The 12,434-nt window shown below is 68.8% G+C and carries 11 protein-coding genes and 2 pseudogenes; 8 read left to right on the forward strand and 5 right to left on the reverse strand.

All coding sequences use genetic code 11. The features are described 5' to 3' along the window. Positions 1–118: 118 nt before the first annotated feature. The 5 genes from ACMCNO_RS01985 to ACMCNO_RS02005 all read left to right on the forward strand — a co-directional run bounded on the left by ACMCNO_RS01985 (position 119) and on the right by ACMCNO_RS02005 (position 5,664). Positions 119–1,510 (forward strand): hypothetical protein, encoded by a 1,392-nt coding sequence (locus ACMCNO_RS01985; RefSeq protein WP_412747721.1) that lies wholly within the window; start codon positions 119–121, stop codon positions 1,508–1,510. A 1-nt stretch (position 1,511) separates the two neighbouring features. Further along, positions 1,512–2,075 carry a hypothetical protein gene (locus ACMCNO_RS01990; protein ID WP_412747722.1) on the forward strand — a complete coding sequence of 188 codons (564 nt, stop codon included), beginning with the start codon at positions 1,512–1,514 and terminating at the stop codon, positions 2,073–2,075. Then, positions 2,069–2,701: a hypothetical protein gene (locus ACMCNO_RS01995; protein ID WP_412747723.1), complete on the forward strand. Its 633-nt coding sequence runs from the start codon at positions 2,069–2,071 to the stop codon at positions 2,699–2,701. Before ACMCNO_RS01990 ends, ACMCNO_RS01995 begins: the two co-directional genes overlap by 7 nt. Before the next feature lie 224 nt (positions 2,702–2,925). After that, on the forward strand, positions 2,926–3,432 hold the full coding sequence (locus tag ACMCNO_RS02000; protein ID WP_412747724.1) for a hypothetical protein: 507 nt from the start codon (positions 2,926–2,928) through the stop codon (positions 3,430–3,432). A gap of 687 nt (positions 3,433–4,119) precedes the next feature. Next, positions 4,120–5,664 (forward strand): hypothetical protein, encoded by a 1,545-nt coding sequence (locus ACMCNO_RS02005; protein WP_412747725.1) that lies wholly within the window; start codon positions 4,120–4,122, stop codon positions 5,662–5,664. Between the two features lie 141 nt (positions 5,665–5,805). On the opposite strand, the pseudogene ACMCNO_RS02010 reads toward ACMCNO_RS02005, so the two are convergent. Next, a pseudogene (locus tag ACMCNO_RS02010) lies at positions 5,806–5,937 on the reverse strand (histone-like nucleoid-structuring protein Lsr2); the annotation flags it as partial. A 13-nt stretch (positions 5,938–5,950) separates the two neighbouring features. On the opposite strand from ACMCNO_RS02010, the pseudogene ACMCNO_RS02015 reads away from it, so the two are divergent. Then, a pseudogene (locus tag ACMCNO_RS02015) lies at positions 5,951–6,646 on the forward strand (MMPL family transporter); the annotation flags it as partial. A 232-nt stretch (positions 6,647–6,878) separates the two neighbouring features. Here ACMCNO_RS02015 and ACMCNO_RS02020 read toward each other — a convergent pair. After that, positions 6,879–7,181, reverse strand: coding sequence for a MerR family transcriptional regulator (locus ACMCNO_RS02020; protein WP_412747726.1), 303 nt, complete (start codon positions 7,179–7,181; stop codon positions 6,879–6,881). Positions 7,182–7,352: 171 nt separating this feature from the next. Here ACMCNO_RS02020 and ACMCNO_RS02025 point away from each other — a divergent pair, with 171 nt between their 5' ends. Then, positions 7,353–7,775, forward strand: a complete 423-nt coding sequence (locus ACMCNO_RS02025; protein ID WP_412747727.1) for a hypothetical protein — start codon at positions 7,353–7,355, stop codon at positions 7,773–7,775. A 430-nt stretch (positions 7,776–8,205) separates the two neighbouring features. Here ACMCNO_RS02025 and ACMCNO_RS02030 read toward each other — a convergent pair whose 3' ends face one another. Beyond that, positions 8,206–8,751, reverse strand: a complete 546-nt coding sequence (locus ACMCNO_RS02030) for a hypothetical protein (RefSeq protein ID WP_412747728.1) — start codon at positions 8,749–8,751, stop codon at positions 8,206–8,208. 479 nt (positions 8,752–9,230) lie between these two features. Here ACMCNO_RS02030 and ACMCNO_RS02035 point away from each other — a divergent pair, with 479 nt between their 5' ends. Then, positions 9,231–10,475 (forward strand): cyanophycinase, encoded by a 1,245-nt coding sequence (locus tag ACMCNO_RS02035; RefSeq protein WP_412747729.1) that lies wholly within the window; start codon positions 9,231–9,233, stop codon positions 10,473–10,475. 47 nt (positions 10,476–10,522) lie between these two features. Here the strand turns inward: ACMCNO_RS02035 and ACMCNO_RS02040 are convergent, their stop codons facing one another. Further along, positions 10,523–11,677 carry a M20 family metallopeptidase gene (locus ACMCNO_RS02040; RefSeq protein ID WP_412747730.1) on the reverse strand — a complete coding sequence of 385 codons (1,155 nt, stop codon included), beginning with the start codon at positions 11,675–11,677 and terminating at the stop codon, positions 10,523–10,525. Continuing rightward, positions 11,674–12,426, reverse strand: a complete 753-nt coding sequence (locus ACMCNO_RS02045) for an amino acid ABC transporter ATP-binding protein (RefSeq protein WP_412753583.1) — start codon at positions 12,424–12,426, stop codon at positions 11,674–11,676. The genes ACMCNO_RS02040 and ACMCNO_RS02045 overlap by 4 nt, the downstream gene beginning before the upstream one ends. Positions 12,427–12,434: the final 8 nt, after the last annotated feature.

Raw genomic sequence — 12,434 nt, forward strand, 5'->3', positions numbered from 1 at the left:
GGCCAGCGCTCTGGGCGGCAGGTCGTCACCGCAGGCCCAGCCCTTGAGCCGGCACAGGCGCGGACACCGAGCGGGGTCGCGGTAGCCGAGTCCTTGTATTAGCCTCCGCCGGGCGAATGTGGCGGAAACTCTCCGCTCGACGCAGGGGAAGCGGAGGCGTGCTTTGTCCGATCTGACGCGGCGGTCCCTGTTGGTGGGGGGAATGGCGGTGCTGTTGGGTGGATGCACGCAGAGCCCGAAGAAGCCGCTGATCACCGAGGACAGGCCGCTGCCTGGCCCGGAACTTCCGGGTACACCGGCGACGACGGCGTTGCGGTCGATCCTCGCACGGCGGGTCAAAGCGGTGCAGACCGGCGACGAGAGCCTGTTCCTGGGCGATCTAGACCAGTCCCAGGCCGCGCTGGTCAAGCAGCAGAAGATGCTGTTCGCCAACCTGCGCCAGCTCACGTTCAAGACTTTCGACTACGTGCTCCCCGACCTCCTCGAGCCGAAGTCGGACAACGGGCTGTCCAAGTTCCCGGTCGTGGGGATCGTCCAACTGGCCATCGATGATGCCGGTACCGGCGCGATGCCGGGCGAGGCGTTCCAGTTCACGCTCCTGCAGCGGGACGGACGCTTCCTGGTCCGCGACATCGTTGCCAAGACGAGGAAGAACGCCGATTCGCTCGGCGTGCAGGGGCCGATGGCGGACGCGCCGTGGAACATCACGCCGTTGAAGGTCACCACGGTGGGCGACGTCTGGCTGGCCTCCGACGCATCCGTGACCGATCTGGACACCTATGTCAGCGCCGCCGCCGCCGAGGCGAACCGGATCGACGCGCTGTGGGGCAGCCGGACCCGCTATCCGGGCAGCCTGATGTTTCTCACCCGCGACATCAGCTCGTTCCGGGCCTGGTACGGGTTCGGCCACGCGAGGAACTACTCGGACGACTTCGAGGGGGTATCGCCGGCCCAAGTCGGTGTGCGCACCAACGGCGAGTTGTTCGATGGCCAGTTCGCCGGATCCCGGGTGGTGGTGAACCTGCAGCGGATCGACACGTTCGGCGACGATCCTCGCCTGGTCATGCGGCACGAGCTGGCGCACGGCATCACCGCGCGCGCCCGTGAAGTGGGTATCTCGCTCGGCGATCTCGCCAGTGGCGCTCCCACGTGGGCGGTGGAGGGCTTCGCCCGATGGACCGAGACGCTGGGCAACGCGGGGCGCGCGGCCGGTGCCCTCCGCAGCGCCCGCGCCGGCTTCAACGGCCGGCTGCCCCGGTCGGGCGACTTCTACGGCAAGAAGATTTTGCACAACTATTCCGTCGGTGCGACGGCGTTCATGTTCGCCGAGAAGCTGAAGGGGAAGGACGGGGCGGTGGAGTTCTACGCCGCCGTCACCCGGCATGCGGACATCGGCGAGCTGGCCGTGGCCGATCTCCCCGTATTCGATGGCATCTGCCGAGAGTCTCTTAGTGTGAGCAGCGCGTCGTTCTACCGCCAGTGGGCCGACTTCGTACGGAACGGGGCCTGAGGTGATCGTGCGTAGAGCGTTGCTGGCCGGGCTCGCCGCCGTCGTCGTCGCGGCGATCATCGCCGGGGTCACGATGTTTCTGTACCGCGGCGGTCTTCGGGACGCCGAAGCCGGCATGGGTCCGTGCGCCGAGGGCTCCACCTTCCATTGCATCCCGCACCTGAGAGCCGGCGACATGCTCGCCGCGCTCAAGAAGCGCGGCTTCGATTGCGACGGACCTGCCAGGTCCGACGGATGCGCGCTGTATGTCGGCGAGAACGTGTACACCGTCAGAGTGGCGAGCGCCGACGGCGGGATCAGCCGGTTGACTGCCACCGTGGTGACCCGCGCGGATGCCGAGCCGAGTGCGGGCGCCGTGGCGCTGCTGCGCTGGGTCGCCGGTGTGCCCTTCGCCCAGGACCGTGAGGGCGCCGGCGAGGTCGACGCCTGGCTCGTCAAGCATGTCGCCGAGCGCAGGAACGTCAGCGCGGCGATCGCCAATTACGAATACCATCTCGACGACGATTCGGGCATCGGCGACCGAAGGTCGCTGCGTCTGGCCATCGGGGAGAAGATCGCATGGTGAACGCTGAGGCCGAGGCGCCGGGGACGCCGGCAAGGCCGCGAAAGGCCATCATGGTGCTCGCCGTGACGCTTTGCATCGTCCTCGGCAGTTGCCTCGGCACCGTCGGTGGGCTTGTCGGCGGTCGGGCCGCCGCCAAGTTCGCAGCGCCAGATCCGATCGGGCCCACCGCGCTGCCCCCCATTCCCGAGAAGGTCCCGAGCGGGTCCGACCAGTACCTGACCAGACTGACGGTCAGCCACATCACCAAGGACTTCGCGAAACGGGCGAAATTTACCTGTAACACGAAGCAGTTGGGGCAGACCCCCGACCCGGCGGGCATCTACTTCACCTCCTGTGACGCCCCGGAGGGTGTCACCGCTTCGGTCATGCTCTGGCACGACGGCGAGGCCAAGGTCAAGGCGGTGGAGGCGGAGTGCCGCCTGCCGCTCGGAACCCCGCTCTGCCGGACGCTGGCCGGCGGCATCGCGGAATTGGCGATCGTCGAACAGCCCGACGTGGCCAAGCGTACGGCGGCCTGGGCCGCCGAGAACGTCGACCGCGACGCCACCACGGTTATCGGCGGCGTGCGCCTGACCGCCACTCTCGACGGCCACTTCCCGTCGATGAGGATCGCTCCCGCTGAGTGACCTCGGTGGAGTTGCTGTCGCGCGCGTGGGTTCGCCCGGAAGACCGGCACGAATCGCACCGGATCACCGGAGACGCTGTACGACCTGGTCGTCGACGGCGTGAAGCTGGCGGTGGAGCAGGTGCAGATGTGCGTCGAAGGATTCGAGATGTTGTCCGCTGGCACGGTCATGATGCGGCACCGCAGGGACGGCGACTTCGACGCCCTCAAGGCTGGGTGAATGCGATGAACATGCAAGCTGCAGACGGCCGACAGTGGCGGGTGTTCCGCCGCCGACTCGCCTGGCGCCCGCGGCTACCCCGGTGGGTGGTGGAGTGGTGGCCCGAGGGCTGGCCCGACGACAGCATCGTCGGGCTCGTCGTCGGCGTGTACGCGACAGCCTTGCTGCTGCTGATGTCGCCGTTCCTGATCTGGTACCTGCTGTCCTGGCTGGTGTGCCTTGCCGTCACCCCGTTCGCCTGGCTGGCCCGTTCGACGCTGGGAAGACCCAGCCCCGTAATCGCGTACTGGGAAGAGAATCCGTGGGCCGAGTGGTGGGGCAGCGCGGACGGTCGCCCCGCCGCTGATGAGCTGGTGCAGCGGGTCGGCGGCGAGGTGGCACAGTTCGGGGCGCCGCGCTCGCTCACCGCGCCACGCCCAGAACTGCTTGAGCTGACCACCGTGCGCCAAACACCGATCATGGAACGCATCGCGGCGCGCTGGCGCAACCAGCGGAGCGATTCACACCGTTAGTCAGAATCGGGTGGCCGCGGCCGCACCGACGACGGGATCCGGGCGGAATTTCAGCTGCCAAACCCCACGGGCGCTGCAGGATCAGTTGTCGAGGCCGCTATTCGTCCTCATGCGACCAGGGTTCGATGGTCCACGGATCATCTGCCGCCTTTCGCCATGCAACGTGTCCCATCGGCAGGCTCGCCACGCTTGCGACCGCGGGATCCGCCTCTGTCAGATGCAAGATGTGACAGATGATTGATGCCCCGGGCGCACAGGGATCGGACATGCCGTCCTGGACGATCCACTCGTTCTCATCATCGTGAACCACAACGAGCGCCGGCCGCTCCCGCTCGCGACCGTCCCTTGCACCACGGCCCCCAGGTCGGCAGGAAACGTGTTGCCAGGGCTTTTTTCATTGACATCAGTTGTGGCCACGCATTCTGAAGATCGTCGGCTCCCATGCTACGGAGGTAGTCAGCGACCTTCCTGGTTCCCTCCAGGTGCAGCCAGTTGGACACATACCCCTGTTGAACTTGCGTACAGCGGCGAGGACCGCAGCCCGGACAGGACCGCGTCGGCATGCGGCGGCAACAGTTCCTCCTCAACCTCGACCAAAGCCTGGCCGGGCTGCGGTCGTGCTGCCAGTAAACAAGTAGCCGATGAGCGGTTGGCGCGAAGGCGTGGGCCGGCATTAGTGTGCAACCGGTGATCAACGGCGCGGCGGGCAGTCAATCACGGTCAGCTGATCTTCTCGTCCAGGGGTTGGCGAGGAACCCGGCGGCACCGCTGGACGTGCTGCGGTATCTGCTGCGGGTGGCGCCGTCGGTTGCCTGCCGGGGGTTGAAGAACCGCCACAATCTATCGCGGCCTGTGCAGTGCGTGATGGTCAACCATCCGTCGCGCGTGGTCCGCGGCACGTTGGCCGAGCATCCCGACATTGATCCGGAGATCCGTGGGCGGCTGCTGTCTGACCCTGACTGGCGGGTGACGGCACGGGCGTTCGGCAGCCCCGGGCAGCAGGCTGTCTCCGACGATGTACTGACGGCACTTCTGACGAGGATCGAGGACTCGCCGGCCGAGCCGGAATCGATGCTGAGTATCCCGGAGCTGTACGGCGAGCTATTGACGGCCACGCGGTTCGACGGGCGCGTCTACCGGCTGGCCGCAGCACACTCAGACCCGCGGGTGCGCCGGCACGCAGCCGCGGTTCCCCAGCAGCTCGACGATCTCTCACGCGGAGCTCTGATGACCGACCCGGTTCCGGAGATCCGCGCGGTCATCGCCGCGGCCATCGCGGAGGATCAGCGGGCCATGCAGCCCGCGGACCTGCCCGATCGCCACTGCCATGGATTCTGGGCCGTACTTCAGCGACCGCTGTCGCGGGCCCTCGTCGACCAGGTCGTCGCCAGCGGCGACGAGTCTGCCTTGTACTTCGTGGGTCCGAACCCGAGCACCCCGGCGGATGTGGTCCGGGCACTGCTGCGCCACCCTGCCGTTGACGTTCGCCGCCGGCTCACCGGACGTGTCGATCTGACCCACGAGCAGCTGCTCGAACTCGCCGCCGATGCCGCCGTCGAGGTCCGTACTGCGGTCTCGGTCCATCCGGGTCTGAGCGAGCAGGAACGGGCCCGCATCGACATCGACGTCACCACGGTCGACGGTCACGGCCACTACGGTTCCCGCCGGGTTTGCCGGGGCAACGACCATGGTCTCGTCGATGAACGGGCGCCCACGCTTGCCGATGCGTCACGATGGGCCCGTTCAGTCAACCCGCTGCTACGCCGACGGGCGGCCCGCAACCCCGACCTGCCCGCGGACCTGGTCACCCTCCTCGCCGACGATTCCGACCTCGGCGTACGGGTTCTGCTCGCCCGACATCATCCGGACGCCCCACCGGCGCTGCTTCTGCGCTGCCTCCTGGAATACCAAGGTTGCGGCCGCGAGTCGCTCCCCGAACTCCCGGGATTCCCGACCGAAGGGCTGGCCGCATTCGCCGACCACACTGACCCGGTCGTACGCAGGCTGGTTACATTGGATCCGCATGCCGGACCGGAACTCGTGGAGCGGTTGTGCTCTGATCCGGACATCACCGTTCGACAGTCGATGGCCGCCTGCCCGCGCCTGCCAGCAGCCCGCATCGTCGCGCTGCTCGACGACCCGGACCTGGTTGAACACGCGGCGGCCAATCCGGCCCTGCCGGTCGACCGGATGCACCAAGTCCTCGCAGAGGTCACGTCGCCCAAAGCTTGATCAGGTGCACGCTTCTGCCGCGACACTGCGTGAGGCTCACCGCAGCCGCAGACCAGGTTGGGAGCGGCTACGGCATTCGTTGGCCCTGGTGTTGACCCCAGACGAGGGCGGGGCCGACGAATATGGCGGAGGGTAACGGGGTTACCGCTTGGCGTGGAACGCCTCGACGACGGCGCTGGGGATGCGACCTCGCTCGGACACCTCGTAGCCGTTCTTGGCGGCCCATTCCCGGATAGCCTGATTCTGATCCCGGCTTGAGCGCGCTGGCGCCGCGGCCGGTGCCGACGCCCTCGTCGGCGGGGCGCCCGCGGCGGACCTGGACCACCGCGAGGCAAACGTACGCGACGACAAGGTCATCGTTCCGATGGTCCTGACCGTCGTCCTGCTGGTACTCATCCTGCTACTGCGCTCCCTGCCCGCGCCGGTGCTGCTCCTGCTGACCGTCATCGCCAGCTACGCCGCGAGCCTCGGCGCCGCGACCGTCGTCCTGACCCACCTGCTCGACCTCCCCGCCCCGGACGCCGGCGTGCCCCTGCTCAGCTTCCTGTTCCTCGTCGCGCTGGGCGTCGACTACAACATCTTTCTGATCACCCGCGCCCGCGAGGAAACCATCGCACGCCGCGACACGCGCAGCGCGACGATCCGCGCTCTCGGCACGACCGGTGGCGTCATCACCTCGGCCGGCATCCTGCTCGCCGCCGTCTTCACCGTCCTCGGAGTCCTGCCGGTCATCGCGCTAACCCAGATCGGCGTCATCGTCGGCATCGGCGTCCTGCTCGACACCCTGCTGGTCCGCACACTGCTCGTACCCGCCAGCGCCCTACTGCTCGGCGAGCGATTCTGGTGGCCAGCCCATCCCGGGCAACAGTCACCGCGGGCGGGGGACGACAACACCCCGAGGACCCGGGGACAGTTGAACCAACGATCTGCTGGAGACCCTGTCGATCATCGAGAACACCTGCCTGGGAGGGCACCTGTCTGACGAATCCGGTCGCGCCCCGACGACCGCGGTGATCTACCGGCAGACTACTCGCGCCTGCCAGGGGTCGCTCGATCCGGAGCGTTCCGCTTCGGCAGAGCAGGGTGGCGGAGCCGGCCGGGCACGACCGGTGAAGTGGGGGCACGGCCCCAGCGTCGGGTGACGACGGACGGCCCCTGCCCTGACGGGAGGGACCGTGGCGGTCGTTTCCGCCCGCTGTCGCCGGGCGGGTGTGTCAGCGGGGTTGCTGGGTTTGGTTGTGCCGCAGGGCTTCCTCGAGTTGGTCTTCGAGGATGATGATCCGTACGGCGGACGCCATGTCGGTGCCCTGGTCGCACATCTCGCGAGCGCGGGCGGCAAGCCGCAGTTGGTAGCGGGAGTAGCGGCGGTGCCCGCCGCCGGAGCGGTACGGGTCGATCAGTTTCGCCTCGCCGAGCCGGCGCAGAAACTCCGGGGCGCAGCCGACGATCTCCGCGGCGCGGCCCATCGTGTAGGCGGGGTAGTCCTCGTCGTCCAGCATGTCATCCGGTTGGGCCATGTACACCTTCCATCACGAGGGCCCCGGCGCCGTAGCGCCGGGGCCCAAGGGTTACGGGTCAGAAACACCATCTACCGACGAGTCGTCGGCTTGTCGTATCCGCACCGGCCCGGTGTTCGGGTTTCGGGTGCGGGGATCGCATAAGCGTGACCGGAGACCACCTCTCGTTCGATGGAAACTGCGGTGTCCGCGCCCAGCCCAGTCGATGCGGCCGGCAGCGGGCGATCCAACGGTGTGCGGCCCTCCCTTTCCTCTGACTTCCTCTACTGCTACGTGCTGTCCGCCGGTGTCGGAACCCCACGCGACTTCGTGGCCCCGGACACGTACGACGGAACGGTTACTGCCAGCAGCGGAACCCTGAACCTGACCTCGGCCCCGCCACGTTCGGTGCGCCCGGAGCATGTCTCACCCCGGGGTACTGCCGTACTGAACTTCCCCTTCAACTACGAGGTGCTGGTGGTGCTGTCGTTCACCTGCGTGGTGCTTTTCGTGCCGGGCGGGGCCGTGGAACTTCTGGCCCTGCTCCTTCGCCTCGGTGGGGCGGTTTCGTCTGCGTCTTTGTCGTTCCTTCGCTCTCAACCCGAGAAACCATAACCGGTGACAGCCAGAATGTCTACTAACTCGCGCACAGATTTTCTACGAGGGCGCACGTAGCGTTCAGGCTGATCGAAGATCGCCAGAGAAGGTACGCCAGGACACCGCCGCGGATCACCACCGACGACGACCGAACGGGGTCGTGCTCCTCGCGGCCGCCGGGCCGGCTGTGCGCGCACCAACTGACACGGGCTAATCGCGTACGGGCTGGGGTCCACGGCCGAGATCCGCTGATGGTGGCGGCCAGCCCGGTGCGCAGGATTCAGTGGAATGGATGAAAGTCCATCAACATAGTCGCCCGCTGGCCTCGAGGATGACGGCATCCTCCGCGAAGCTGGGTAGGCGCGCCGCGAGCTGATCGGTCAGCTCGTTCCACGAGGTCACACTCCACCCGCGGGATCTCCGCCCATGCCCCCTGCGAAAGCCCGAGTCACAGTGCGGTCGATGCGGACCAGTCGACGTGCGTGGTGTGGCCCAGGCCGCCGTACCAGTTGTTGGGCGCCGGATGGAGTTGAAGGTAAGGCAGGTCCGGGACACCGTAGGCATGCAGGACGTCCCACACGGTGTCGGCGCAGTTGTTGCCGATGACGTCGTAACCCCGCCCGGCCGCGGCGGCCGCCACCGTGTCGGCCGGGTCAGGGTCGAACCGTGTACTCGAGGCGGTAGTCATCTTGTAGGAAAGGTAGCCGCGGGACCTCATCGCGCTGAGCATTTGTGACTCGGTGCCGTTCTGGCGCCAGAAGCCGTTGTCGGCGCCGGCGTTGATGTGCGGCTTGCCGTTGGGATTCTCCACCGAGCCGAAGGAGTAGCTGTCGCCGCAGGTGGTCCGGTATCCCCAGCCCACGTGGCCCAGGCCGTTCGCCCCGCTGGGCCGGACGAACACGTAGGCGCCCTTCGCGGCGCCGCAGCCCAGCGCGGACGCGTGGGCGAGTTTCGTCAGCGGCCCAATGGACGCCGCGAAAAACGCTACCGACAATGCGATTAACAGTACGAGCCGGCGATGTCGCGCGGCGGAGGCTCTGGGCATGAATGTCTCCTTATCTCGAAGCGAGGGCGAAAGCCGTCAGCCGTGAACGGTGTCGCTCAGGAGGCCGACCCCCGCCAATCATCCTGGACGCGAAACACGGTTTTAGCAATTGCCATCATCAATGGCGCAGCCCCGGAGGGAGTCCGACGGGGCGCATCGCTACAGTGCGTGAACAGCTATGTTCACGTGAACACATCGTCGCAACTTACGGTGATGGGGGCATCACTATTCGGTTTGGCGAGGCGCGTTGACGGTGAGATCTGAGCGGGTTCTCCTGTTCATCTCATTTCTCGCGCACCGACAATTTGCGTTCACGGTCGCGCTGTTCAGGTCAGGGATCGGAATGTCGATTCGAGGTATTGACGTCTGCTCGGCACGGGATACTCTGGCGGGTGCACGGTTCGCCCTCACGAATGGTGAGGAGCAACGTGTCCGCACGACTTTCATCCCTGCGCGTGGTCCCGGCCCTGCTGTGCGCCGCGACCGTCGCGATCGGACCGATGGCGGTGCCCGATCAAGCCCATGCCGCGCGCCGGCCGGGCGGCAGTCTGGTCCTCGTCGGCGGTGGCCTGTCCGACGACAACGCGGCCGTCTATGACGACATCGTCCGGCTGGCTGGTGGCTCGGGCCGGGCCCGGATCGGCATCGTCACCGCGGCCGCGTCGGTGCCCGCCGAGGATCCCGACGCCGGCACCCCCGACTGCAACAACAGCGTCTGCAACGGTGACTACTACGCCGCCCTGTTCCAGCGCTACGGCGCACAGGCCGAATGGATCCCGATCGACCTGGACCATGTGGCTGCCGCCGACGACCCGGCCGTGGTCGCGCAGATCAACCGACTCAGCGGCTTCTTCTTCGGCGGCGGCGACCAGTACCGGTACGTGACCACGATGAAACGGGCCGGCGGTGCGGACTCGGCCGCCCTGGCGGCGATCCGTGCCCGCCTGCACGCCGGAGCGGTGGTCGCCGGTACCAGCGCCGGCGCGCAGATCCAGGCAGGACGAGACATGGTCTCCGGCGGCGAGTCCTACGAGGGACTGCGCGACGGAAGCGCGCCGGGCTACTTCGACGACGCCACCAAGCTCGGCTACCTGCCGGACGGCGGGTTCGGGTTCTTCCAGGCCGGGTTGCTGGACACCCACTTCTCGCACCGGGGACGGTGGGGCCGCTCGGCGCGCCTCGCGGCGGACACCGGCCACGACCGCGTCTTCGGACTCGACCAGGACACCGCGCTGGAGGTGACCGGGGTCGGCGGGCGGCACGAGTCGATGCGGGTTCTCGGCGCCTCCGGTGTCCATGTGCTCGACCTGCGCCGCGCCGAGGCGCGCACGGGTGAGGACGGCTGGTCGATCAGCGGCGTGCGGTGGACCCGGTTGAGCGACGGCGACGGCTATGACGCGCGGGTGTGGCGCCTGAGGACCGGCAAGCCCGTCTACCGGGGCACCGCGCCGGGATGCCCGGCCGCGGTGGCCGACGTCTTCGGCCGGGAGGTGTTGTCGACCCTCGCCGGGGATCTGGCCGGGCGACGCGACTGCCGTACCGCGGCGGGCCGCACGAGCGAGCAGCACCCCGCGTTCGTGGTGGACCTGCGCCGCGACCAGCGGTTCACCGCCTACGGGGTGGGCAGTGCGGCGACGTACCGCGGGCTGCGGGTGAGCATCCACGGGGCGTGAACCCAAGGGGACGGGTTCCCGGGCGCTCGCCCGGAAACCCGCCCCGATCACGAGGCGACGGCGTCCACCAGCCCGGCGAGCAGGGCGACCCGGGGCGCCACCGAAGCCACGTCCAGCCACTCGGCGGCACCGTGGTCGTCGCCGCCGACCGGTCCGAGCCCGTCGAGCACGGGGACGCCGGCGGCGGCCAGCAGGTTGGCGTCCGCGCACCCGCCGGTCGCGGCGGCCTGCACCGGAACGTCGAGTTCGGCCCCCACCTGCGCGGCGAGCTTCATCAGCTCGTCGGTGCCGGCTGCGCCCTCCCACGGCGGGGTCGGCGCGATCACCGACACGACCGCCGAGACGCCGGGTACGCGGGGCTCATGGGCTGCCGCGGTGATCGCCGCGAGCGCCTGCTCGAACGCGTCGGTCCGGTCGGCACGCAGGTCGACCACGAGCGTGGCCTGCTCGGGCACCACGTTGGCGCGCTCTCCGGCCTGCAGGACCCCGACGTTGACGGTGACCGAGGGCCAGCGGCCGTTGAGTTCCTGCAGGGCGATCGTCAGGCGGGCGGCCGCGAGCGCCGCGTGGGCGCCGCGTTCCGGCTCGATGCCGGCATGCGCGGCACGCCCGTGCAGGGTCACCTCGATGTCGGCGACGCCCTTGCGGGCCGACACCAGATCGCCGTTCTCCCGGGCGCATTCCAGGCACAGGGCGACGTCCGTCTCGCGGGCGAGGCGGTCGAGCAGCGTTCGGCTGCCCACCGAGCCGATCTCCTCATCCGGCGTGGCGAGCAGGACGAGTTCGCCGAAGGAGGTCCGGCCGCACAGCAGGAGACTCTCGATCGCGGCCAGCCCGGCCAGCACGCCGCCCTTGTCGTCGCACACCCCGGGACCATACGCGCGGCCCTCGTCCACCCGGAACGGACGGGCGGCCGCGGTGCCGGTCGGGAACACCGTGTCGAGGTGCCCGGCGAGCAGGACCCGCCGCGTGCCGGTGCCCCGGATGCGGGCGAGGACGGCGTCGCCGAGCGGGGCGCCCGCGGCGTCGTGCACGGGGATGCGACGGGTCTCCAGCCCGGCCTTGTCGGTCCAGGCCGCCAGCAGGTCGGCGACCCGGTGCAGGCCCGTCACGTCGCGGCTGCCCGAGTCGATGTTCACCATCCGGCCCAGCCGTTGCAGGTACGCGGGTTGGCGCTGCCACGCCGCGTCGCGCAGGTTCACAGGACCTTCGACAGGAACGCGCGGGTACGTTCGCTGCGGGGGTTGCCGAGGACCTCGGCTGGTGTCCCGGTCTCCACCACCGTACCGCCGTCGAGGAACACCACCTGGTCGGCCACCTGGCTGGCGAAGCCCACCTCGTGCGTCACCACGATCATGGTCATCCCGTCGGCGGCCAGGTCTCGCATGACATCGAGGACCTCGCCGACGAGTTCCGGGTCCAGCGCGGAGGTCGGCTCGTCGAACAGCATCAGCTTGGGGCGCATCGCCAGGGCGCGGGCGATGGCCACCCGCTGCTGCTGCCCGCCGGAGAGCTGGGCCGGGTAGGCCGCGGCCTTGTCGGCCAGGCCGACGCGTTCCAGCAGTGCGGCCGCCTGTTCGCGGGCCTGTGCCACCGGTTCGCGCAGCACACGTACGGGGGCCTCGGTGATGTTCCGCAGCACGCTCAGGTGCCCGAAGAGATTGAACCGCTGGAAGACCATGCCGATCTCGCGCCGCCGGGCCGCCACCTCGCGCGGGCGCAGCGCGTACAGTCGCCCGCCGTGCTGTCGGTAGCCGACCGGGGTTCCGTCCACCGTCAGCGTGCCGCCGTCAAGGGTTTCCAGGTGGTTGATGCAGCGCAGGAACGTCGACTTGCCGGAGCCGGAGGGCCCGAGCAGGCAGCAGACCTGGCCGGCGGCGACGCTGAGGTCGACGCCGCGCAGGACCTCGTGAACGCCGAAGCGTTTGCGCACGCCGGTGGCGTGCACCATCGCGGTGG

This window comes from Krasilnikovia sp. M28-CT-15 (assembly GCF_047159595.1).
GTDB lineage: Bacteria > Actinomycetota > Actinomycetes > Mycobacteriales > Micromonosporaceae > Actinoplanes.

Excerpts from the sequence above, each read along its gene's own strand:
- ACMCNO_RS01995 (WP_412747723.1), top strand. The coding sequence starts at position 2,069 with ATGGTGAACGCTGAGGCCGAGGCGCCGGGGACGCCGGCAAGGCCGCGA.
- ACMCNO_RS02000 (WP_412747724.1), top strand. The coding sequence starts at position 2,926 with ATGAACATGCAAGCTGCAGACGGCCGACAGTGGCGGGTGTTCCGCCGC.
- ACMCNO_RS02020 (WP_412747726.1), bottom strand. The coding sequence starts at position 7,181 with ATGGCCCAACCGGATGACATGCTGGACGACGAGGACTACCCCGCCTAC.
- ACMCNO_RS02025 (WP_412747727.1), top strand. The coding sequence starts at position 7,353 with ATGGAAACTGCGGTGTCCGCGCCCAGCCCAGTCGATGCGGCCGGCAGC.
- ACMCNO_RS02045 (WP_412753583.1), bottom strand. The coding sequence starts at position 12,426 with ATGGTGCACGCCACCGGCGTGCGCAAACGCTTCGGCGTTCACGAGGTC.